The sequence below is a fragment of the Mesorhizobium sp. M0306 genome, from assembly GCF_040321655.1.
In the GTDB taxonomy this organism is placed as follows: domain Bacteria; phylum Pseudomonadota; class Alphaproteobacteria; order Rhizobiales; family Rhizobiaceae; genus Mesorhizobium.
Genome location: NZ_JAMYRY010000029.1, coordinates 29,686 through 52,831, shown reverse-complemented (window position 1 = coordinate 52,831; position 23,146 = coordinate 29,686). Strand labels below are relative to the sequence as shown.

The following is a 23,146-nucleotide window of genomic DNA, read 5'->3' as shown; positions in this document are numbered from 1 at the left end:
CATGCGAACACCCAGTCCAACCGTCCTGGTCGTAGGCGCCGCAGGCCGCGTTGCCGGTTTGGTGGTGCCTGAACTCGTCCGCCGCAACGCCAGGGTTCGGGCGCTTGTTCGTGACGCCGCGAGTGCCGAAAAAGCCCGGAAAGCCGGCGCATCAGAGATCGCGATCGGAGATCTGCGCAACCATCAGAGCCTTGAGCAGGCCGTGAAAGGTGTCGACGGTGTCTTTCACATCGGACCGGCCTTTGCTCCCGATGAAGCCGCCATGGGGGTTGCCATGGTTGAGGCGGCGGCGCGAGCGGGCGTTCGGAAATTCGTCTTTTCGTCGGTGATCCAGCCCACAAATACGAGGCTGGAAAACCATGCAAGCAAGATACCCGTCGAAGCTGCCCTCTATTCGACGAACATGGAATACACCATTCTGCACCCGGCCAATTTCATGCAAAATATCGCGGCCGCCTGGCCGTCCGTCGTCGAGCATGGCGTTTTCTCGGAGCCGTTTCCAAAGACGGCGAAGCTTGCCCGCGTCGACTACCGCGATGTGGCTGAAGTGGCGGCGATCGCACTGACCGAAGCGCGTTTGTCCTATGCGACCCTCGAACTGTGCGCCGACGGTATGCACAGCCGCGAAGAGGTCGTTGCCATGATGAGCCAAGCGCTTGGCCGGCCGGTTTCGGCGGGCGAGCCGACATTTCAGGACTGGGCGGCGAAAGCCCGCCTTCCCTATACCGACCGCCAGTTGCAGATGCTGGCCAAAGTACACAGCCACTACGCCAAATACGGCCTCGGCGGGAACAGCCTGGCGTTGCGCGCCGCGCTTGGCCGCGAGCCGCGTTCGCTGCGAAGCTTCATTCGGGAATTGGCGCTGCAGGCGGCATATGCCGCCTGATCGTCCTCACAATAATACTTACGCACATTTTCTGATGGGGAGATTTCGATGCAAGCATCACCGGACCGAGCCTTCAAGTTGAGAAAGCTGCCGCCCTCCTACGGCGCGGTGGTGATGCCGTTGGTTCTTTCGATTCTGATGTCCTCGATTGTCTCGGCGGTTTCGACGGCAATCGGCGCAGGCTGGACGAACGGGTTTATTGCGGCCTGGAGCTATGCATGGGGTGCTTCATGGCTTGTCGCGTTTCCCAGTCTGCTGATTGTGCTTCCGATCGTACGCCGGATCGTTGCCGCGATTGTCGATCAGCCGGCCCGGTCCTGACATCACGAACAAAGGGCGCCGGCGGCCGGCGGTCCGGCATAACCATTAGAGCGGCCCCGTGGGGGGCCGCGCCCCGTTGATTGGCTTGCCTCAGGTGAGCGGCGACAGCTGGATCTCGACGCGGCGGTTCTGTGCCCGGCCGGCAGCGGTCGCATTGGAGACGATCGGACGCGTCTTGCCGAAGCCGGTGACGGCGAAGCGGCGGGAATCGACGCCCTGTCCGGACAGGTAGTTGGCGACCGCCAAAGCGCGGCGCTGCGACAGGTCGAAATTGTGCTCGTCGCTGCCGGTCGAGTCGGTGTGGCCGAACACGTCGACCGTGGTCTGGCGGAATTTTTTCAGCACAAGGGCCACTGAATTCAGCACCGGATAGAAACCGGCCTTCACCGCATCCTGGTCGACGTTGAAGGTTATGTCGGACGGCATGTTGAGGATGATCTGGTCGCCGGTGCGCGTAACGCTGACGCCGGTGCCCTGAAGCTGCCGGCGCAGTTCGGCCTCGTTCTGGTCCATGGTGGCGCCGATGGCACCACCGGCAAGCGCACCGATGCCCGCGCCGATCAGCGCGTTGCGGCGGTCGTTGCCGCCGGCAAGCATACCGAGCCCGGCACCCGCCAAAGCACCGAGACCGGCGCCGGCAGCGGTGTTGGAAACCTTCTGCTCCCCGGTGTAGGGATCGGTGGTGCATGCGCTCACGAGCACAGCCGTCGCCACGACGGCGAGCACAATCTTTTTCATTTGGTGGTCCCTCTCCATTCCACGGCCGCGCAACGGCGCACCGCATCAGCCCTTCCAGCGACTTGTAACATGAAATGCGGCGAAAAGCGGACCAGCAAAAGCCGCCGCCGCGGCTTTCCCCGGCTCAATTCCACACGCCTGCAGCGGCTCGCGCGACCACCGCAATTCGACCCGGCTACCAGAGATTCTTGCCGTCGATGACCACCACTTCGACCTTGTCGAGATCGAAATCGTCGAACAGCCGCGAGTTCACGCTGATTTTCGGATTGTCGAAATTCGGCTCGCCCGTCGACCAGTCCGGCGTCTCGGTGAAGGTGCCGCAGCCGCAGGTGGCGCAAAAACCATGTTTTATGGTTTTCGATCCCCACTGGTAGAACGAAACATTCTCCGGCGGGCTGGTGAGTCTGAATTGCGATGGGGTGTAATAGGCCCACAACGACCCGCGTTTCGAACAGAAGGAACAGGTGCACCGGGTCACTGTCTGCGGCGCTTGCGAAACCTCGAACGTCGTCGCCTTGCAGTGGCAGCTTGCCTTGATGGTCATGAACCAGTCCCTCATAATGCCCGCCGCCCCTACGGCAAGGCACCATAAAGTAACGCTCCTGACAACTCCCCGTCAGCAGACCTGTGGGCCTGCGATGGAGCGCGTCAATCCAAAACCGCTGCACTCCCTGGGGTCAAGCCGTGGGCAAAACTTTGGGTGACATGCACTAATAGGACGAAGGTGGCACGAACAGGCAGATGGTCTTTCCGTCATTGGCGCCGGCGACGGAGCACCAATGATATTCGCCGTCGGGCGAATTCTTGATCCGCTTGTCGCTATAGGCCACGACTTCCCCGGTTCCTTTGATGACATAGCCCTCGGGACGTTCGCTGATCGACGTCTGAGAGACCTCGCGGCAATCATAGCCCGAGCAGCAGGAGAACGGGTAGCTCCAGCCTTGAGGCATGGCCGCGGTCGGCGTGGCATCATGCGCCAGAGCAGGCGCCGCGAATGGAATGGCGGCAGCTATCAAAACCACTGCCGCGACAAGTGAATTCAGGAGTCGGCGCGCCGTGCGGGCGATTGGGGCCGGTCTGGGTGCGAGAGCAGGCATGAGCGCAGTTCCTATCAACGGTTGTCAAGCATTTCGCTTGCCCGTTCCCGGAACGTGTCTTCCCAGTGGCCGGATCGTCAGGTCGCAGATACGCCGCGTCCGGCCATAAATGCTTTTTCCTCCCCAGCGCATGAATGCTGAGCTGATTCGTTGGTTGGCGCAAGGAATTGCTGTTGCAACCGAACGCCGACCTCTGCAGTCGGAACCAACCTGCCGCCCTGATTGACGAAATTTGGTCAACCCCGGCAGCGGGATCGCCAATAACGGGATTTGGCTCGCGCTGGTTCCAGGCTTGGCACCGGCAGGCCCCAGGCATCCACGTCAAAAGCGGAATTCGATTTTGAAAAACTCTACGAAAAACAAAGTTGTAGAACGACAGGTAAGTGCAAATTGAGAGCTCGTCACTCTCGCGCGATGGCCGTAACTCTCGCGTGATGAACTCACATTCCCGGCAGCCTCAGTCGATATCGGCCACCGTTTCACCGGCGCCACCCTCGATCCGCTGCGACAGCGAGGCTTCCATGAAATCGTCGAGGTCGCCGTCGAGCACGCTCGACGGGCTGGTGCTCTCGACACCGGTGCGCAGATCTTTCACCAGCTGATAGGGCTGCAGCACGTAGGACCGTATCTGGTGGCCCCAGCCGATATCGCTCTTCGACGCTTCCGTGGCGTTCGCCACCGCTTCGCGCTTCTTCAGCTCTTCCTCGTAAAGCCGCGAGCGCAGCATTTCCCAAGCCTTGGCCTTGTTCTTGTGCTGGGAGCGCTCCGCCTGGCAGGCGACCGCGATGCCGGTGGCGAGATGGGTTATGCGCACCGCCGAATCGGTGGTGTTGACGTGCTGGCCGCCCGATCCCGAAGAACGGTAAGTGTCGATACGGACGTCGGATTCGGAAACGTCGATGTCGATCGTATCGTCGATGACGGGATAGACCCAGACGCTGGCGAAGGAGGTGTGGCGGCGCGCATTGCTGTCATAGGGCGAAATCCGCACGAGACGATGCACACCGGATTCCGTCTTCAGCCAGCCATAGGCGTTGTGGCCCTTGATCAGCAGCGTGGCGGACTTGATGCCGGCTTCTTCGCCGTCATGCACTTCCAGCACCTCGACCTTGAAGCGGCGGCGCTCGGCCCAGCGCGTATACATGCGCAGAAGCATCGAGGCCCAGTCCTGGCTTTCGGTGCCGCCGGCGCCGGCATGGACTTCCAGATAGCTATCGTTGGCGTCAGCCTCGCCCGACAGCAGCGTTTCGATCTGGCGCGCCTTGGCCTCGCCGCGCATCGAGCGGATCGCCGCTTCGGCCTCCGCGATGACGCCCTCGTCGCCCTCTTCCTCGCCAAGCTCGATCAGGCCGATATTGTCTTCCAGGGCCTGGGTGAGGCCTTTGACCGCGGCAATGCCTTCCTCGAGGCCCTGACGCTCGCGCATCAGCTTTTGCGCTTCCAACGGCTCGTTCCAGAGGCTTGAATCCTCGGCACGCACATTCAGGTACTCAAGCCGCTTTATGGCTTGGTCCCAGTCAAAGATGCCTCCTCAGCAGGGTGATCGCCTGCCTGATCTCGTCGACAATATTTTGCGTTTCCGCGCGCATGGCTGGCTGTTCTGTCCTGTTGTTGGATGGCGGTTTGGTCGCGCGATACATAGGGACGGCACGGTCTCCTGTAAAGCGCCGGCCCCTGTAAAGCGGAGTGGGCCGGGTCGACCATGATCGTCAAGCCGGCCCGACCCGATGTAGTGATTGTCAGTAGAGCCCGCCGCCGCCCGACTGGATGGCCTGGTTGGCCTGCGGCGATAGCGCCCCGCCGGTGGCGTTCGAGCCGTCCGCACCCATGCCGATCACCCAATAGCTGTCGGCGGGACCGGTACCCGGCTTGAAGGCTTCGATGATGGTTCCGGCGTCGCCCGCGTTAGCCCGCATGCCGGTCTTGCGATTGATCGCAATCAGCTTCATGCCTTCCGGAACCTTGAAGTCGACATTGGGCGTGCCGTCCAGCGCCACGCGCATGAAATCCTTGAAGATCGGCGCGGCAAGGCCGCCGCCGGTCGCGCCCTTGCCGAGACCTTTCGGCTGATCGTAGCCCATGTAGAGGCCGACAACGAGGTTCGGCGTATAGCCGATGAACCAGGCATCCTTTTCGTCGTTGGTCGTTCCGGTCTTGCCGGCGATGTGACGACCGAGTTCGTTGATGGTGGCGCCGGTACCGCGTTGCACGACGCCCTCCATCATCGATGTGATCTGGTAGGCCGTCATCGGATCGAGCACCTGCTCGGAATTGTCGACCAGCTCCGGCTCTGGCTGGTTCTGCCATTCTGCGGCGTTGCAGTTCGAGCAGCCGCGTTCGTCCTGCCTAAAGACGGTCTTGCCGTAGCGGTCCTGGATGCGGTCGATCAGCGACGGCTTGATCGACTTGCCGCCATTGGCCATGATCGAATAGGCCGACACCATGCGCATCACCGTCGTCTCGCCTGATCCCAGCGCCATCGGCAGATACGGCGCCAGGTGGTCGTAGACGCCGAAACGCTCGGCATATTCCACGACCAGCTTCATGCCCATGTCGTTGGCAAGCCGCACCGTCATCAGGTTGCGCGATTTCTCGATGCCGGAGCGCAACGTCGCCGGGCCGGCCACCGTTCCGTCGTAGTTCTTGGGCGTCCAGGTCGTGTTGCCGCTCTGGATGGTGATCGGCCCGTCCATGATCACGGAGGCGGGCGTATAGCCATTGTCGAGGGCGGCCGAATAGACGATCGGCTTGAACGACGATCCCGGCTGGCGCATGGCCTGCGTCGCCCGGTTGAACTCCGACTGCGCGTAGGAGAAACCGCCGACCATGGCCAGGACGCGTCCGGTATGCGGGTCCATGGCGATCAGGCCGCCCTCCACTTCGGGAACCTGGCGCAAGCTGTAGCTGTTGTCCGAGCCGTCGTTCTTCTGCACGAAAATCACGTCGCCCGGCTTCAGCACGTCGGCCGGCGACTTCGCCTTGACGGTTCTACCGTCGACGACGTGGCGCATGGCGAAGCTCATGTCCTCCCGGCTGACGGTGCCTTCGACACGGTCCTTGACGATTTCGCCGGAGATCTGGCGCGTCGGCTGCAGGCCGATCGACAGGCCGGTGGCCGAGCTGTCGAGCACGACGGCGAGCGACCATTCCGGCACGTCTTCCAACCGCTTGACGTTGCCCAGCGGCACGCCCCAATCGCCGGAAATGTCGATGCTCGTGACCGGCCCGCGATAGCCGCGCAGTGTGTCGAACTTCATGAGACCATTCTGCATGGCCTTGCGGGCAATCAGCTGCATCTTCGGATCGAGCGTCGTGCGGACGGAAAGGCCGCCCTCGTAGAGCGCATTCTCACCATAGCGCGCGATGATCTGGCGACGCACTTCCTCGGTGAAATACTCCCCGGCGAAGAGATAGTTGCCGGTGCGGCGCGGCGAGACGCCGAGCGGCTCGGCCTTGGCCTTCTCGCCTTCTTCATGCGTGACGTAAGCGTTCTCGACCATCTGGTCGATGACCCAGTTGCGGCGCTCCAAGGCGCGATCGGCATGCTTGAAGGGATGATAGTTGTTCGGCCCCTTCGGCAGAGAGGCAAGATAGGCAGCCTCGGCCACGGTGAGCTCGTTCACCGATTTGTCGAAATAGGTGAGCGCAGCACCGGCGACGCCATAGGCACCGAAACCGAAGAAAATCTCGTTGAGATAGAGCTCGAGAATGCGATCCTTCGAATAGGCCTGCTCGATGCGGAAGGCGAGGATCATCTCCTTGATCTTGCGCTCGTAGGTCTGGTCTGAAGACAACAGGAAGTTCTTCGCCACCTGCTGGGTAATCGTCGAGGCGCCGACCTGGCGCTTTCCCGAGCCAACATTCTGCAGGTTGACGACAATGGCGCGACCAAGGCCGGTCACGTCGATACCGGGGTGGTTGTAAAAGTTCTTGTCCTCGGCCGACAGGAAGGCCGCCTTGACACGATCCGGGATCGCCTGAATCGGCAGATAAAGCCGCCGCTCACGCGCATATTCGGCCATCAGCGCGCCATCCGACGCGTGGATGCGGGTCGTCACCGGCGGCTCATATTTGGCCAGCACCTCGTAATCGGGCAGGTCCTTCGACAAATGGCCGATATAGATCGCCACGCCCGCCGCGACCAAAAGGGCCAGCGTCGTGCCGATGCCGAAGAAATAGCCAATGAGACGAATCATACCCGCTCCAGTCCTTGGTTCGGGAATTTCCTAAACGAAGCCGCCCTTCACGCAAGCTTTCGGGACGATCCCAAACCGTAATCGCAAACCCATGTCGCGACCATGTGGGCAAAATACGGCAGCGTGGAATTTCGGTTTCGAATGCCGGAAATAAAAGCACAGGGTGTTGTCGCCGTGCAACGCTGCTTCGGGTTGTGGGCGCCGGCGGGCATTTCAGCCTCCGGCCCCCGTTCCGCTCTTGGCCGAAGCAAACAGTGCAACGGCGTTGGTTATGCTCTGGGTCGCCTTGTTGCGCCAATCGGCGCTGAGCAACTGCGCTTCGTCCTTGGCGTTCGACAGATAGCCGAGTTCGACCAGCACGGATGGAACGTCCGGCGCCTTCAGCACCTTGAAGCCGGCAGAGCGCTGCGGGTTGTTTATCAGACCGACGCTGGTGGAAAGCTGGCCGACGAGTGTATGGGCAAAGCTCATCGAAAAATTATGCGTCTCGCGGCGGATCAGGTCGATCAGGATATCGGTCACTTCCTTGCTGTCGTCCTTGATCTCCATGCCGGCGAACTGGTCGGAAAGATTTTCACGGTCGGCAAGCGCCTGCGCCTCGGGATCGGAAGCCTTGTCGGACACGGTGTAGACGGTTGCGCCGCGAATGCCCTTGAGGCTGATCGTGTCGGCATGGATCGAGATGAGCAGGTCGGCCTCATGCTGGCGGGCAATGCGGACGCGGTCGTCGAGCCGCAGGAACACGTCGGTCTCACGCGTCAGGAACACGTCGTATTTGCCGCTGGCGGCGAGCTTGTCGCGCAGTTCCATGGCAAAGGCGAGCGTCACGTTCTTTTCGACCGTACCGTTCAGGCCCCCGGCACCGCCGTCGATGCCGCCATGGCCGGGATCGATGACGACGGTGAATCGATGGCCCGGATTAGAGACCGGCCCGGTACCGACCCTGCCGGCCTTGTCGGCGGAGACCGTCGAACCGGTGGTCAGCGCCTGATTGGCGAGCGCCGCATCGAATTCCCGCTGCGACGCCGCCGACATGTCGATGGCGATGCGGTAGCCGTTGCCGTCATCGTTCTTGAGCACGTCGAGATTGTTGACGGCGAACGGTCCCTTGCCGGTGAGAATCAGCCGCGATTTCCCCTCGCCGAGTCCACCGTAACGCACGGCGCGGACAAGCCCGCGCGGCTTCACATCCTTGGCATTGAGGGCGAATCTCGTGGCCGGCAGATCGACGACCAGACGATTTGGGCCGCGCAGCAGGAACCATTTGATGTCGGGCTCGCGGTCGAAATTGATGACGATACGCATCTTGGTGGCATCGCCGGCCATCTTGTAGCTTGTGGCACCGAGCGGTGCGTCGGCAGCACGCGAAAGCGGCGAAAGGAGCAGGCAAGCCAGGATCAGCGGCAGCAGGCAGGCGGTGCGGAAGAACCGGCCTCCATTATGACGGCCCTTGTCTGCGAAGCCTGCCAGTCCCATCTTTCTACCAGTCGCTCCCGTTTGGCGTCATGCGATCGCTTGTCGAAGCGCCTTATTGCTTGTCAAAGTTCTGGCAGGCCGCGAACTCGATTAACGATTGGTATCCAGAGAAGGTTAACCAAGCCTTCATGGAAGGCTTGGGACCTGTGCTTCCGCTGCGGAACGGCTTTTTGCCGGCATCGGGAATCGGGGTTGCCTTCCAACCCGCCAAATCATAAAAGCGATGGTGGATCACTGCAATCCTGGAACCGTCCTCCTCCGCAGCTTACTGCTACAGGTCAGACGCAAGACGGCTCCTTTCGCTTCAGGCGAAGAAGGCATCGGTGATCGCGACGATTTTCGCAGGCGTGCTCCCGTGGCGGGGGAATCGCCTGCGTGAGCAAAACGGCCGGGATTGTCCCGTGCCGGCTCTGTATGAGCAAACAAGCTGGTCCGGTTTTTCCCGGGCTTTGGTTCAAAAGGTTCTGCTGGTGACGATGGCTTCAAGCGCAATCATGGAAAGGTCCGCAACAAACCGCGCCACTACGGCTGCGGGCGGCACCGCCATGGCGCTCAGGCAGCGGCCGGCGGACGTTCAATTGTCCGGCACCCATGTCCCGGGTCCACGGCAGCGGGCATTGCCCCGCAAGCCGCGGCCGACGGCTGCCGGGAGGAAACGAAATAATGCCCAACAAAATGCTGATAGACGCCTCCCACCCGGAGGAAACACGCGTTGTCGTCGTTCGCGGTAACCGTATTGAAGAATTCGACTTTGAATCCCAGGACAAGAAGCAGCTCAAAGGAAATATCTATCTCGCCCGCGTAACGCGCGTCGAACCTTCCCTTCAGGCAGCCTTCGTCGAATATGGCGGCAACCGTCACGGTTTCCTCGCCTTCAGTGAAATACACCCCGACTACTACCAGATTCCGGTCGCCGACCGTCAGGCGCTGCTGCGTGCGGAAGCACAGGAGGCCCAGGACGAAGAGGACGAGGAAGCCGCCGAAGGCGAGGACCGCCAGAGCCGCGACCGTGGCAAGCGCGGACGCCGGCGTGGCGGCAAGAGCCGCGACCGCGGCGAGCACAGGCGCGAGGCAGGCGCGGCCGACGGTGAGAATGGCGAGAACGGCGAAGATGCCGTCGCAGAAAACCTGGATGCCGCTGCCGACGACACCATGTCCGACATTGCCGGACAGAGCGAGGATGCCGCCGGACAGAGCGATGAGGTCGCCGATCGCGGCGAGACCGAGCCATCCGAAGGCGGATCCAGTTCCATCGCTGCCAGCGTCGATGCCGACGTAATCTCGGAAGCCGTCCCGCAAGTCGAGACAAGCGGGGCCGAGACAAGCGGGGCCGAGACAAGCGGCGAAGCAACCTCCGAAGACAATGATCGCGGCATGCTGGAAGAGGTGCAATCCTCGCATCCGGACGATCACGAGGTCGAATCGGTCGGCGCCGAAGACGCGCTGGAAGAAGTGCGCAACCGGCGCAAGCCGGTGCGCCGCCAGTACAAGATCCAGGAAGTGATCAAGCGCCGGCAGATCCTGCTGGTGCAGGTCGTCAAGGAAGAGCGCGGCAACAAGGGTGCAGCGCTGACCACTTATCTGTCGCTGGCCGGCCGCTATTCGGTGCTGATGCCGAATACGGCACGCGGCGGCGGTATTTCGCGCAAGATCACCAATGCGCAGGACCGCAAGCGGCTGAAGGAAGTGGTCGCCGATCTCGAAGTGCCGCAGGGCATGGGTGTCATCCTGCGTACGGCCGGCGAAAGCCGCACCAAGGCAGAGATCAAGCGCGATTACGAATATTTGATGCGGCTTTGGGAAAACGTCCGCAATCTGACGCTGCAATCCACGGCCCCTGCCCTGGTTTACGAGGAAGGCAGCCTGATCAAGCGCTCGGTGCGCGACCTTTACAACAAGGATATCGACGAGATCCTGGTTTCCGGCGAAGAAGGCTACCGCGAGGCCAAGGACTTCATGCGCATGCTGATGCCGAGCCACGCCAAGGTGGTTCAGCCGTTCCGCGACACGACGCCGATCTTTGTGCGCAACGGCATCGAAGCGCAGCTCGACCGCATGCTGCAGCCGCAGGTGACGCTGAAGAGCGGCGGCTACATCATCATCAACCAGACGGAAGCGCTGGTCGCCATCGACGTCAATTCGGGCCGTTCCACCAAGGAGCACTCGATCGAGGACACCGCACTTCACACCAATCTGGAAGCCGCCGAGGAAGTCGCCCGGCAATTAAGGCTGCGCGATCTCGCCGGCCTCATCGTCATCGACTTCATCGACATGGAGGAGAACCGCAACAACCGCTCCGTCGAGAAGCGGCTGAAGGATCACCTCAAGAACGACCGCGCCCGCATTCAGGTCGGCCGCATCTCGCATTTCGGCCTGATGGAGATGTCGCGCCAGCGCATCCGTGCCAGCGTGCTGGAATCGACGATGAAGCCTTGCCCGCATTGCGGCGGCACCGGCCATGTGCGCTCCGATTCGTCGGTTGCGCTGATGGTGGTGCGGGCAATCGAGGAATTCCTGCTCAAGGATTCGCGCAGCCACATCACGGTGCGGACGCCGGCAGCGACCGCGCTCTATGTGCTCAATCACAAGCGCGGCACGCTGGTGGAATTCGAGCACCGCTTCGGCGTGACCATCACCATCGAAGCCGATGACGCGGTCGGTGCACAACACTATGCCATCTTCCGCGGTGCGTTGGCCGAAAAGCCTGAAGGCTTTGTCGAGGCGCGCACGTTCCCGGCCTATGTCGAGCCGGAAGAACCCGAGGACGAGATCGTCATCGAGCAGGAAGACGAGGCACCGGTGCAGGCCGAGCAGCCACGTCCTGTCCAGCAGCCGCAGCAGCCAAAGTCCGGCGAGGACGGCGAAGGCCGCGATCGCAAGCGCCGCAAGCGCCGCAGACGGCGCGGCGGCAAGGATCGTGAACACGGGGAACGCGAGCACGGGGACCGCGAACATGGGGACCGCGAGCATGGCGCTGCTGTGGAAGGTGCTTCCGTTTCGGCGCCGGCAGACGACGCCTTCGTAGCCGCGGGCGACCAAGCCGCCGAAGCGGACCGTGAAGCGCCGGCCGGTGTTGCCGAAACGGCGGAAGCGGCGGACGACGGTCACGGCAAGAAGCGCCGGCGCGGCAAGCGCGGCGGCAAACGCAATCGCCGTGAAGACGGCGAGGACGGCGTCGAAGCCGGCGCCGGCGAGCCAGCCGCCATGACGGAAGATGCCGTGTCGGAAGCAGAGCCCGTGACCGGCGAGCCGGAAGGTGCGCCGCCGGCCGAAGAGCTTGCGGTGCTTGCTCCGGCGAACGACGACATGCCGAGCGCCGAAAAGCCGAAGAAGCCGCGCCGCGCCGCCAAGCCGAAGAAGGTTGCGGCGGAAGCAGTTGCCGAGATTGCGGGCGCCGAGACATCGGCTGCCGAGGCCGCCTCCGTGGCTTCCGGCGAGACCCCCGCGCCGGTGTCGCAGGAGACCGAAGTGGCGGCTGCCGAGGAAACGCCGAAGGTCCGGCCGTCGCGGCGCAAGCCCGTACCGGTGGATGCTCCGGTCGTGCCGGTCGTCTCCTCGATCGTCCCCGACGAGGCAAAGACCGAGGAAGCAAAGGCCGAGGACAAGCCGAAGCGTGCCGGCTGGTGGCAGCGGAAGGGCTTTTTCTAAGCCTTTCCGTGCATTAGCCAGACTTTCTGATTAAAAAAGTCCCGCGTGGCCGATCGGCTGCGCGGGATTTTTTTGCCCCAATTCCAGGCGACAACACTATGGTGCGAAGATCGACCAGTTCATTATCTTCGCCAGTTTTTCCAGCGCGATCGAGCCCAGCCTGGAATTGCCGTTGGCATTGAGGCCAGGCGACCAGACGGCAAGCGAGGCGATGCCCGGCACGATCCCCAATATGCCGCCGCCAACGCCGCTCTTGCCGGGAATGCCGACGCGGAAAGCGAAGTCGCCGGAGCCGTCATAGTGGCCGCAGGTCAGCATCATCGCGCCGATGCGGCGGGCGCGCTCGGCCGAGACGACGGAATGCCCGGTCGCCGGGTTGTTGCCGCCATTGGCGAGGAAGCGGCCGGCCAGGGCCAGTTGCCGGCAGCTCATGGCGATAGCGCAATGGTGGAAGTAAACGCCCAGCGCCAGTTCCGGCGCATGGTGGAGATTGCCGAACGATTTCATGTAATTGGCAAGCGCGAAATTGCGAAAGCCGGTGGCGCGTTCGGACGCCGCGACCTCGCGGTCGATGATGATCGTGTCGTCATCGGCCAGGAACTGGACGAAGCGCAGGATCTCGCCGATCGCCTCGCGCGGCTGATGGCCGGCGAGCAGGATGTCGGAGACGACGATGGCGCCGGCATTGATGAACGGATTGCGCGGAATGCCGTTCTCGTGCTCGAGCTGGACGATCGAGTTGAACGGATTGCCCGACGGCTCGCGCCCAACCCGCTGCCATAGCGCATCGCCGACATTGCCAAGCGCCAGCGTCAGCGTGAACACCTTTGAGATACTCTGGATCGAAAACGCCTCGTCGGCATCGCCCGCGGTCAGCACGCGGCCGTCATTGGTCACCGCGGAAATGCCGAATTTTTTCGGGTCGATCTTGCCGAGCTGGGGAATATAGCTGGCGACGTCGCCGCGATCGGTACGCTCCGCCATTTCGGCGGCGACCTCGCGCAACGCATGTTCGAGTTGGGGCGCCTGATCAAACTCCGGCATGGTCGCCCCCGCTACTTCAGCCAGCGTTCGATGCGCGCCATCGCCTCGACCATATCGTCGTGGCTGCCGGCATAGGAAAAGCGCATCGTGCGATGGCCTTGCAGCGGATCGAAATCGCGGCCCGGCGTCGCCGCCACATGCGCCTCGGCCAACATCCTGCGCGCAAACGCCATGCTGTCATTGGTATGCCTGGTGACGTCGCAGAAAGCGTAGAAGGCGCCGTCCATGGGCGCGGCCAAAGCAAAGCCGAGCTCCGGCAGGCGTTGCATCAGGATCTCGCGGTTCCAGGCATAGCGCGCCTTCACCGCTTCCAGTTCTGGCGTCGCCTTGAATGCCTCGATCGCGGCAATCTGGGACAGCTCGGGCGGCGAGATGTAGAGGCTCTGGGCGATGCGCTCGACCGGCCGCACCAATTCCTGCGGCAGCACCATCCAGCCGATGCGCCAGCCGGTCATGCAATAATATTTCGAGAAGGAATTGATCACCGTCACATCCGCGCCGAAAGAAAGCGCGGTCGTGTCGGGCGCCGCATAGGCCAGCCGGTGGTAGATTTCGTCCGAGATGACGGCGATGCCGAGCTCTTGCGCCGTCTTGACCAGCGCCTCGAGATCGCCGGCGGGAATGACCGCGCCGGTCGGGTTGGCCGGGCTGGCGAACAGCACGCCCTTCAGCGGTTTTTCGCGATGCGCGGCTTGCAGGTGCTCGGCATGGAGATAGGCGGCGCCGTCCAACTCGATCTCGGCGATGTCGATGCCGAGCGCGGCCATGATGTTGCGATAGGCAGGATAGCCGGGCGCCGCGATGGCGACGCGGTCGCCTGGATCGAACATTGCCAGGAAAGCGAGGTTGAAGGCAGCCGACGATCCGGTGGTGACGGCTATCCGCTCGGGCGAAACGTCAAGCCCGTAATGCTCGCCATAATGGGCCGCGATCGCCTTGCGGAGGCCGGTGAGGCCCAGCGCGTCGGTATAGCCGATGCGGCCTGCTTTCAAGGCGATCGTCGCCGCTTCGCGAACGCCGGCCGGCGCCGGATCGGAAGGCTGGCCGACGGCCATGGAAACGACCGGCAGGCCCTTGGCCTTCAGCCGATTCGCCTCGGCCAGGATGTCCATGGCATGGAACGGTTCGACCGCGCCGCGGCGCGAAAGCGAAACAACCATTTTTCAATCCACCACACTTGTCCGCACGTGCCGCCATGCTGGCTGCGCCGCACAAATGCCCGATTGGTGTGGGGATCACAAGTTCGGTAAGTTTAAGCTGCCGACTTTTCATCCTTCGCCCACTCGTCTACCAGTGGACCTGCCATGTTGAGCCGACCCAAATCGACGATCGCCAGGACAGCGCGCGCCTTCGCGACGCTTTCGCTTGCCGCGGTGGTCGCCATGGCCGGCTCGGTCAATGCGTTTGCGCAGAATGTGCCGGTGGTGCGCGATGCCGAGATCGAGGCGCTGGTACGCGATTACGCGCGGCCGATCTTCAAGGCGGCGGGCTTGTCGGGCGACGCCATCAACATCGTGCTGGTCAATGACCAGAGCTTCAACGCCTTTGTTGCCGGCCGCCGCATGTTCATCAATACCGGCGCGCTGATGACGGCCGAAACGCCCAACGAGATCATCGGCGTCATCGCCCACGAGGCCGGCCATATCGCCGGCGGGCACCAGCAGAAATTGCGCGAACAGCTCGAGCGCGCCAAGACGATGGCGATCCTGGCGACGCTGTTGGGCGCCGGCGCCATGGTGGCCGGCGCCACCAGCAACAGCCGCGGCCTCGCCGGCGCCGGCATGGGCGTGATGGCCGGCGGCGGCGAGATGGCGCAACGCAGTATCCTCGCCTATCAGCGCACCGAAGAGATGACCGCCGACCGCTCGGCAATCGCTTATCTCAATGCTACCGGCCAGTCCGGCATGGGCATGCTGAAGACGTTCAGCCGTTTCCAGAACGCATTGTCGCTCTCGGGCGCCCAAGTCGATCCCTACAGGATCAGCCATCCGATGCCGCAGGAGCGTATCGCCAATCTCGAAGTGTTGGTGAAGCAGAGCCCTTACGTCGACAAGGTCGACCCCCCTGCACTGCAGCAGCGCCACGATATGATGCGCATCAAGATCGCCGCCTATATGCAAGGCCAGGCCGCGGCGTCGCGATTGATGCGCAAGAACCCCGGCAGCCTCGCCTCACGCTATGGCGACGCGCAGATGACCTATCTTTTCGGCAATCTGGCCTCGGCGCTCACCAAAACCAACGCGCTGATCAAGGAACAGCCGAAAAATCCCTATTTCCAGGAATTACGCGGCGACATCCTGATGAAGGCGAACCGGCCGAAGGATGCGGCGGACGCCTATGCCAAGTCGGTCAGTCTCGATCCGGCGCGATCCGGGCTGCTGCCGGTCTCTTACGGCCAGGCGCTGATGGCCATCGGCACGGCGGATTCGCTGAAGAAGGCGGTGGCGCAGATCAACACCGGCCTCGGGCGGGACCGCGAAAACGCCGCCGGATACCGTTATCTGGCACAGGCCTACGGGGAACTCGGCAACATCCCGGCCGCCGAGCTTGCAACCGCCGAAGGGCATTTCTATTCCGGCGACTACAAGAATGCGAAAATCTTCGCCATGCGGGCGCAGCAGAGCATGAAGCGGGGCGAGCCGGGCTGGCTTCGCGCGCAGGACATTATAAACTACGCACCATCAGGTAAGAAGAAGTGAACCTTTTCGGACGCACGCTGCGACGCAGCCAAACCGAGCGGACCCGAACACAGGCAAGAGGATCGAGGATCATGACCAAGGCAATTCTGCTGGGCACTACCGGAGTGGCAGCGGCTCTCGCCATGCTGGCTTTCGGCTTCGTCGCCGGAAATCCGCAGACGGCGAAGGCCGGCACGGCACAGCTTGCCCAGACGGCGTCCTCGGGTACCAAGCTCGACCGTGCCGAAGTCGAAGGCATCGTCCGCGACTATCTGCTGAAGAACCCGGAAGTGCTTCTGGAGGCCCAGCAGGCACTCGAGGCCAAGCAGAAGGAAGAACAGCGCGTCGCCAGTCTCGGCGTCATCAAAGACGCCAAGGACCAGATCTTCAATTCCTCATTCGACGGCGTTGTCGGCAATCCGAACGGCAAGGTCACCATCGTCGAGTTCTACGATTACAATTGCGGCTACTGCAAACGCGCCATCGACGACATGCGCGCGCTGACCAAGGCCGATCCGGACCTGCGTTTCGTGCTCAAGGAGTTCCCGATCCTCGGCCCGGATTCGCAGAAGGCGAGCGTCGTCTCGATGGCCTTCCATTTGATGAAGCCGGAGAAATACGGCGAATTCCACAATGCGCTGCTCGGCGGCCAGGGGCGCGCCACCGAGGCGGCGGCAATCAAGGTGGCGCTGTCGCTCGGCGCCGACGAGGCGGCGCTGCGCGAAAAGATGAAAGACCCGAGCATCACCGAGGCCTTCTCCAAGACCTATGACCTCGCCACCAAGCTCGCCATCACCGGAACGCCGTCCTATGTCGTCGGCAACGAGGTGGTGTTCGGCGCGCTTGGCCAGGAAGTGCTGGCCGAAAAGATCGAGGCGGCGAAGGCCGCGCTCTGATTAGCGTTCGGGTTTCGATTAGGCTGCGGGTTTCCGGCACGGGCCGTTTTCCGGCTGTTGTGGACGGCGAAAGAACGCACTTGCGCTCTTTTCGCCAGCGTCTATGCCCATTATAGAGGGTCCGGCGCGCCGGCTTAGCCGCGCCGGGAAAGGTCGGCATTTTTTGAAAACGGTTTTCGTCCTGAACGGCCCCAATCTCAACGCGCTCGGCAAGCGCGAGCCGGGCATCTATGGCGGCAAGACGCTTGCCGCGATCGCCGACGACTGCAAGCAGGCGGGTGCCGCACTTGGGCTGGAGATCGATTTCCGCCAATCGAACCATGAGGGCGACCTCGTCGACTGGATCCAGGAGGCCGCCGACAAGGCCGCCGCAATCGTCATCAATCCGGGCGCCTACGGCCATACCTCGATCGCCATTCACGATGCCATCCGCGCTGTCGCGCCGCTGCCGGTCGCTGAGGTGCATCTCTCCAACATCCACGCGCGGGAACCATTCCGCCACGTTTCCATGGTCGCGCCGGTCGCCGTCGGCATGATCTGTGGGTTCGGGCCGCTCGGCTACACGCTGGCGCTGCAGGCGCTGGCTGCACGCCTATGACCGGCCAACAAACAGAAGGCTCGAAAATGTCGATAAAGAAGAACGGTGTTGACCAGCAGCTGATCCGCGATCTGGCGGGCATACTGAACGACACCAACCTGACCGAGATCGAGGTCGAGCTGGGCGATCTGAAGGTGCGCGTCTCGCGGCAGGCGCCGGCCGTCCATGCGGTCGCCGCAGCTCAGCCGGCCTATGCGCCGGCAGCCGCGCAGCCTGCGGCAGCGGCCGCGCCGGCGACGCCCGACGTGTCGAAGAACGCCGTCGCCTCGCCAATGGTCGGCACCGCCTATCTGGCAGCGTCGCCCGACGCCAGGCCGTTCATCGAAATCGGCCAGAAGGTCAAGGAAGGCCAGACGTTGCTGATCATCGAAGCAATGAAAACGATGAACCAGATCCCCTCGCCGCGCGCCGGCACGGTGACGGCGATCCTGTTCGAAGATGCACAGCCGGTCGAATATGGCATGCCGCTCGTCGTGATCGAGTAGAGCCGGGAACAGGCGAAAGATGTTCCAGAAAATCCTCATCGCCAATCGCGGCGAAATCGCCCTCAGGGTGCTGCGCGCCTGTAAGGAGCTGGGCATCCAGACGGTGGTGGTGCATTCGACCGCCGACGCCGACGCCATGCATGTGCGTCTCGCCGACGAGAGCGTCTGCATCGGCCCGCCGCCGTCGCGCGACAGCTATCTCAACATCCACCAGATCGTCGCCGCCTGCGAGATCACCGGCGCCGACGCGGTGCATCCCGGCTACGGTTTTCTGTCGGAGAACGCCAAGTTCGCCGACATCCTCGCCGCGCACAACATCACCTTCATCGGCCCGACGGGCGACCATATCCGCATCATGGGTGACAAGATCGAGGCCAAGCGCACCGCAAAACGCCTCGGCATTCCCGTGGTGCCCGGCTCCGACGGCGCGGTCACCGAGGACAAGGAAGCCAAGCGCATTGCCGCCGCGATCGGCTACCCCGTGATCATCAAGGCGTCGGCCGGCGGCGGCGGGCGCGGCATGAAAGTGGCGCGTAGCGAGGCCGACCTCGAGGTGGCGCTGCAGACGGCACGCTCGGAGGCGGGTGCGGCCTTCGGCGACGACGCCGTCTATATCGAGAAATATCTGCAGAAGCCGCGCCATATCGAAGTGCAGGTGTTCGGCGACGGCGCCGGGCGCGGCGTGCATTTCGGCGAGCGCGACTGCTCGCTGCAGCGCCGTCACCAGAAGGTCTGGGAAGAAGCGCCCTCGCCGGCGCTCAATGCGGAGGAGCGCGCGCATATTGGCGGCGTCTGCGCCAGGGCGATCGCCGATCTCGGCTATTCCGGCGCCGGCACCATCGAATTCCTCTATGAGGACGGCGAGTTCTATTTCATCGAAATGAACACGCGCCTGCAGGTCGAACATCCGGTGACCGAGGCGATTACCGGCATCGACCTCGTGCACGAGCAGATCCGCGTCGCCTCGGGCGGCGGGCTTTCGGTGCGCCAGGAAGATATCCGCTTCCATGGCCATGCCATCGAATGCCGCATCAATGCAGAGGATCCGCGCACCTTCACCCCGTCGCCGGGCACCATTACCCATTTCCACACGCCGGGCGGCCTCGGCATCCGCGTCGATTCCGGCGTCTATTCCGGCTACAAGATCCCGCCCTACTACGACAGCCTGATCGGCAAGCTGATCGTGCATGGCCGCAACCGCGTCGAATGCATGATGCGACTGCGGCGCGCGCTCGACGAGTTCGTCGTCGACGGCATCAAGACGACGCTGCCGCTGTTTCGCGACCTCGTCGGCAACGCCGACATCGCCAATGGCGACTACGACATCCACTGGCTGGAAAAATACCTGGCCGAAGGCGAGTGATACAGGGCGAAGCGATGACCCGTCCCTACGCACCCGGTTATCGCATCCCGACCGACCTTTTGCTCAAAGCCTATGCCTCCGGCGTCTTCCCGATGGCCGAAAGCGCCAATGACCCCGAAGTGTTCTGGGTGCGGCCGGAGACGCGCGGCATCATTCCGCTCGACGGGTTCCACATACCGAAAAGCCTGAGAAAGACGATCCGCAAGAACCTGTTCGAGTTCCGCATCGATTTCGACTTCGAGGCGACGATCGAGGCCTGCGCCGAAAGGCGCGAGGAACGGCGGTCGACCTGGATCAACGCACCGATCCGCGAAGCCTATATCGAGCTGCATCGGATGGGCCATTGCCATTCGGTCGAGGCCTGGCACGACGACCGGATGGTCGGCGGCCTCTACGGCGTATCGCTCGGCCGCGTGTTCTTCGGCGAGAGCATGTTCGCCAGGGAGACCGACGCGTCAAAGGCCTGCCTGGTTCACCTCGTCGAACGCCTGAAGGCGCGCGGCTTTGCGCTGCTCGATACGCAGTTCACCACCGAGCATCTCAAACGCTTCGGCGCAATCGACGTGCCGCGCGGCAAGTACGAGAAGATGCTGGCCGGGGCGCTGAAGGGCGAGGCCGTGTTTTTTCCATAACCTGGAATGGTTCATCGTTTCACAGAAACGCAATTCCGGACGGAAACCGTTCACACTTTTCCTGGAATTGCTCCAGCGGCCGGTCAGCCTTTTGATGCCGTCACCAGCGGCGTCTGTGCGTGGAACATCATTTTCCAGCCATTGACGCGGTGGACATAGCCGGTGCTGACCAGCGCCGCATAGGCTTCGCCATCTTGCCGCGTCGCACGCGCCTCGTAGGTCAGCATGACGATGTCGCTGCCAGGCTCGATGATGCCTTTGAGGTCGATGTCGAGATCGCGCCAGCGGTTCGGGTCCGTCGCAGTTGCGGCCAGATCGGTATTGCTCATCACCCGCGCCATCTGCGGGAAGGCCACCAGGCATTCGGTATCGGCGTTGGCCTTGAAATAGTCGGCACCGCCGCTCCAGAATCCCCTTTCGATATCGAGAAGTTCGTTCTTGTTGGCCATCATCATGGCAACCTCCACCGTAGAGAGGCACCAACGCTCGGGCAACACGGCGGTTCCGCAAGGCGCGGTATCCGCCGCCGCGCTGACAGATTCTAGTTGGTTTTGGGGGCAGTGGGTGCCGGCACGTCGGACTTCTGCTTGCAGCCCTTCAGCCAGATATCATAGACGGCATGCTCGACGGCGTTGATCCCGGGGCTTTCGGCGAACATCCAGCCGGTGAAGATACGGCGTATTTTCCGGTCGAGCGTGATCTCGTCGACCTCGACGAACGAATCCGTCTTCGGCTCTTCGTTCTCCGGCCGCGAATAGCAGATGCGCGGCGTCACCTGCAAAGCGCCGAACTGCACCGTCTCGTCGATATAGACATCGAAGGTGATGATACGGCCGGTGATCTTGTCGATGCCGGCGAATTCAGCGACGGGATTGGTGATGCGCTCGGATACTGCGGGTGCTGCAGGCGCCACGGACGCGTCCGGTGCAGGCGGCGCCAATTCCTGCGCAGCAGCAAGCGCCACCATAGAAGCGAGAACGACCGCGGTTAATCCGCCCGTCAAAATTCGGCTTAACATGCTCATGCAAGGTCCGGTGGTTTGCGCCCGGGTGATTCTCTTAACGCCAAGGCTAGTTGCTGCTGTCGGATCAGCAAACAGCTAAACAGCAATTGTGGCGACAAAGGACCGCCCCGTGGGGACCGCGCCCGTGGAGACGGCGCGCGTGTCGCGGCGATCGATCACGAACCAGGCGTCCAGGCGTCGTAGTCGCCCGTCACCTGCGGACGATGCTGGTTGGTCAGCACCGAGCCTTTCGGCCGATAGGCTGCGGGGCTGCCGGTGAGGTTCGGCACATGCGGCTTTTGCCAGTCGCGTGGCTTGTAGTCTTCGCTTGGCGGCGCAACGTCGACACGGTGATGGATCCAGCCATGCCAGCCGGGCGGAATCGCCGAGGCTTCCGAATAGTCGCGGTAGATGACCCAGCGGCGCGTGCGGCCTTCCGAATCGACGCCGCCCTCATAGTAGACGTTGCCGACCTCGTCCTGCCCGACCTTCTTGCCATGCCGCCAGGTGTGGAAGCGCGTTCCCAATGTCTGGCTGTTCCACCAGGTGAAAAACTGCAGAAGGAAAGTTTTCATCCAAATCCTCGTGGCAAGTCCTTGTAGCAAGTCCTCGCGGCGGCTGCGGCGGCGCCTGTTCCTGCTTATGGCGTCACGGCATTGCGAAGGCAAGGGTCTTGCCGCAACCGGCGAGCAAATGGCTGGCGGGAAAGCGAAACGTTCATGCGATTTTCGCGTCCGCCCGAAGCAGATGAAATGGGTTGTTGGCGACCTTACGCAGCGTTATTCTAGGAGTTGATGCTTCGTTGCCTCAAGGACGGCAAATGAGAGGGGCTCATGTCATCGCTGGCGGGCACGGCCGGTCGCGCATTGCCGCAGGTCGTTGAGGCGATCTACGATTCGATTGCCGACGTCGACCGCTGGCAGGCGACACTCGAGGCCATCTGCAGCCTGGCGGAAGGCCAGCTTGCCATGCTCGCCGTCATCGACACGATCAGCAGTTCCGCGCGGTTTTCGGTGTCCTGCGGCGATCCCGCAGTTCTTGAGCCGTTGAAGCATGACTACGGCTCGCAAGTGCCGTTCTATGCGGCGGTTCCCAAGATGGAGATCGACGTGCCGTTCACCGTCGATTCGATCTACGCCCTGCAAGGCCCGGATACGCGACAGAGATGGCTCGAAAGCCGCATCGTGCGCGAATGGGTGCAACCCAACCGCCTGGACGATTTCTTCTGGGTGGCGTTGATGAAGCGGCCGACCCGGATCGGCACGCTAATGGTGGTGACCGACAAGGACAGGCGCCAGATTTCCCGCGAGGATCTCGAGCTTGTCTGCCTGCTGGCGCCGCATGTGCGGCGCGCGGTGACCATCGGCGACCTGTTCGAGGCCGAGCGGCGGAAGGCCGAAATCTTCCGCTCCATCATCGAAAGCCTCGACCATCCGGTGCTGATCGTCGCCGAAGACATGACCATCATCTTCGCCAACCCGTCAGCCGAAGCGCTGCTCGCCGAAAACATTTCGGTTGCTTGCGTGCGCGGCCAGCTTTCCTTCACCTATGCCAACGCCAATGCCGCGATCGGCCGCGCCGTCCAGCTCGGCACGCGCGACGAATTCGCGCTCGGACCTTGCGGCATCAACATTCCCCTGGCCAAGACGGCCGTTCCGGCGGTGGCCCATGTGATGCCGCTGGCGCGGCGTGAAATCTCGGCGCGCATCTCGCAGCGCGCCGCCGCAGCAATCTTCATCGCTGCGGCCGGTTCGGCACCAATCCCGGCGCTGGACGCCATTGCGGCGCTGTTCGGACTGACCGCGGCAGAAAGGCGCGTTGCCGGTCACGTTGCCGCCGGCCTGACCCGAAAGGAAATCGCCGCGGCCGGCGGCGTCTCGGACGGCACCGTCAAGTCGCAGCTGGCGACGATCTTCGACAAGACCGGTACCGGCGATCAGCGCGAGCTCGAACTCTTGATGCGGGAATTGTCGCCGCCGTTGCGCTCCAGTTAATTTGCGCAGATTCCCCGGACCGGCGGCGGTCCAAAAGGCTCGGCCGGTCAGTTTTCCAAGCCTTTAAGACCATCGTCCGCAAAATCTGCGA

21 protein-coding genes are annotated in these 23,146 nt (G+C 62.8%); 10 read left to right on the top strand and 11 right to left on the bottom strand.

Annotated features, from left to right (window positions below; genetic code table 11):
* Position 1 precedes the first annotated feature (1 nt).
* A complete protein-coding gene (locus NKI95_RS27845) occupies positions 2-886 on the top strand; it encodes an NmrA/HSCARG family protein (RefSeq protein WP_352720775.1) in 885 nt (294 codons plus the stop codon).
* A gap of 48 nt (positions 887-934) precedes the next feature.
* Positions 935-1,207, top strand: coding sequence for a DUF2798 domain-containing protein (locus NKI95_RS27840; protein ID WP_023679921.1), 273 nt, complete (start codon positions 935-937; stop codon positions 1,205-1,207).
* 90 nt (positions 1,208-1,297) lie between these two features.
* Here NKI95_RS27840 and NKI95_RS27835 read toward each other — a convergent pair whose 3' ends face one another.
* From NKI95_RS27835 to NKI95_RS27810, 6 genes are all read right to left on the bottom strand, one after another.
* Entirely contained in the window at positions 1,298-1,945 is a 648-nt protein-coding gene (locus NKI95_RS27835) for a YiaD family glycine zipper/OmpA-like lipoprotein (protein WP_352720774.1), read from the bottom strand.
* A gap of 175 nt (positions 1,946-2,120) precedes the next feature.
* Entirely contained in the window at positions 2,121-2,489 is a 369-nt protein-coding gene (locus NKI95_RS27830) for a GFA family protein (RefSeq protein WP_023679923.1), read from the bottom strand.
* Between the two features lie 166 nt (positions 2,490-2,655).
* Positions 2,656-3,042, bottom strand: coding sequence for a hypothetical protein (locus NKI95_RS27825; RefSeq protein WP_352468780.1), 387 nt, complete (start codon positions 3,040-3,042; stop codon positions 2,656-2,658).
* Positions 3,043-3,499: 457 nt separating this feature from the next.
* A protein-coding gene (gene prfB, locus NKI95_RS27820) for a peptide chain release factor 2 (RefSeq protein WP_352451084.1) occupies positions 3,500-4,631 on the bottom strand; the annotation gives its coding sequence in 2 pieces (ribosomal slippage) (positions 3,500-4,564 and positions 4,566-4,631; 1,131 coding nt in all).
* A gap of 150 nt (positions 4,632-4,781) precedes the next feature.
* Positions 4,782-7,238, bottom strand: a complete 2,457-nt coding sequence (locus NKI95_RS27815) for a penicillin-binding protein 1A (RefSeq protein WP_352720772.1) — start codon at positions 7,236-7,238, stop codon at positions 4,782-4,784.
* A gap of 213 nt (positions 7,239-7,451) precedes the next feature.
* A complete protein-coding gene (locus NKI95_RS27810) occupies positions 7,452-8,714 on the bottom strand; it encodes an N-acetylmuramoyl-L-alanine amidase (RefSeq protein WP_352720770.1) in 1,263 nt (420 codons plus the stop codon).
* 663 nt (positions 8,715-9,377) lie between these two features.
* Between NKI95_RS27810 and NKI95_RS27805 the strand changes: the two genes are divergently transcribed.
* Complete coding sequence (locus NKI95_RS27805) at positions 9,378-12,362, top strand: Rne/Rng family ribonuclease (RefSeq protein WP_352720769.1); 2,985 nt, start codon at positions 9,378-9,380, stop codon at positions 12,360-12,362.
* Between the two features lie 96 nt (positions 12,363-12,458).
* Here the strand turns inward: NKI95_RS27805 and NKI95_RS27800 are convergent, their stop codons facing one another.
* Together NKI95_RS27800 and NKI95_RS27795 are read right to left on the bottom strand one after the other, a co-directional pair.
* On the bottom strand, positions 12,459-13,406 hold the full coding sequence (locus NKI95_RS27800) for a glutaminase (RefSeq protein ID WP_352720767.1): 948 nt from the start codon (positions 13,404-13,406) through the stop codon (positions 12,459-12,461).
* A gap of 11 nt (positions 13,407-13,417) precedes the next feature.
* Positions 13,418-14,566 carry a pyridoxal phosphate-dependent aminotransferase gene (locus NKI95_RS27795; RefSeq protein ID WP_352720766.1) on the bottom strand — a complete coding sequence of 383 codons (1,149 nt, stop codon included), beginning with the start codon at positions 14,564-14,566 and terminating at the stop codon, positions 13,418-13,420.
* Positions 14,567-14,710: 144 nt separating this feature from the next.
* On the opposite strand from NKI95_RS27795, the gene NKI95_RS27790 reads away from it, so the two are divergent.
* The 6 genes from NKI95_RS27790 to aat all read left to right on the top strand — a co-directional run bounded on the left by NKI95_RS27790 (position 14,711) and on the right by aat (position 20,058).
* On the top strand, positions 14,711-16,105 hold the full coding sequence (locus tag NKI95_RS27790; protein WP_352720765.1) for a M48 family metalloprotease: 1,395 nt from the start codon (positions 14,711-14,713) through the stop codon (positions 16,103-16,105).
* Between the two features lie 71 nt (positions 16,106-16,176).
* Positions 16,177-16,980 carry a DsbA family protein gene (locus NKI95_RS27785; protein WP_352636991.1) on the top strand — a complete coding sequence of 268 codons (804 nt, stop codon included), beginning with the start codon at positions 16,177-16,179 and terminating at the stop codon, positions 16,978-16,980.
* Positions 16,981-17,143: 163 nt separating this feature from the next.
* Positions 17,144-17,578 carry a type II 3-dehydroquinate dehydratase gene (aroQ, locus tag NKI95_RS27780; RefSeq protein WP_031211260.1) on the top strand — a complete coding sequence of 145 codons (435 nt, stop codon included), beginning with the start codon at positions 17,144-17,146 and terminating at the stop codon, positions 17,576-17,578.
* Positions 17,579-17,604: 26 nt separating this feature from the next.
* Positions 17,605-18,063, top strand: a complete 459-nt coding sequence (gene accB, locus NKI95_RS27775) for an acetyl-CoA carboxylase biotin carboxyl carrier protein (protein WP_352492532.1) — start codon at positions 17,605-17,607, stop codon at positions 18,061-18,063.
* Between the two features lie 19 nt (positions 18,064-18,082).
* A complete protein-coding gene (gene accC / locus NKI95_RS27770; RefSeq protein WP_023674822.1) occupies positions 18,083-19,426 on the top strand; it encodes an acetyl-CoA carboxylase biotin carboxylase subunit in 1,344 nt (447 codons plus the stop codon).
* Positions 19,427-19,440: 14 nt separating this feature from the next.
* Complete coding sequence (gene aat, locus NKI95_RS27765; protein ID WP_352720763.1) at positions 19,441-20,058, top strand: leucyl/phenylalanyl-tRNA--protein transferase; 618 nt, start codon at positions 19,441-19,443, stop codon at positions 20,056-20,058.
* Positions 20,059-20,141: 83 nt separating this feature from the next.
* Here aat and NKI95_RS27760 read toward each other — a convergent pair whose 3' ends face one another.
* From NKI95_RS27760 to NKI95_RS27750, 3 genes are all read right to left on the bottom strand, one after another.
* Positions 20,142-20,510 (bottom strand): hypothetical protein, encoded by a 369-nt coding sequence (locus NKI95_RS27760; RefSeq protein WP_352467351.1) that lies wholly within the window; start codon positions 20,508-20,510, stop codon positions 20,142-20,144.
* Positions 20,511-20,599: 89 nt separating this feature from the next.
* Entirely contained in the window at positions 20,600-21,082 is a 483-nt protein-coding gene (locus tag NKI95_RS27755; protein ID WP_352720761.1) for a DUF2155 domain-containing protein, read from the bottom strand.
* Positions 21,083-21,237: 155 nt separating this feature from the next.
* Entirely contained in the window at positions 21,238-21,636 is a 399-nt protein-coding gene (locus tag NKI95_RS27750; RefSeq protein ID WP_023674818.1) for an NADH:ubiquinone oxidoreductase subunit NDUFA12, read from the bottom strand.
* Between the two features lie 258 nt (positions 21,637-21,894).
* Between NKI95_RS27750 and NKI95_RS27745 the strand changes: the two genes are divergently transcribed.
* Positions 21,895-23,055 (top strand): helix-turn-helix transcriptional regulator, encoded by a 1,161-nt coding sequence (locus NKI95_RS27745; RefSeq protein WP_352720759.1) that lies wholly within the window; start codon positions 21,895-21,897, stop codon positions 23,053-23,055.
* Positions 23,056-23,146 lie beyond the last annotated feature (91 nt).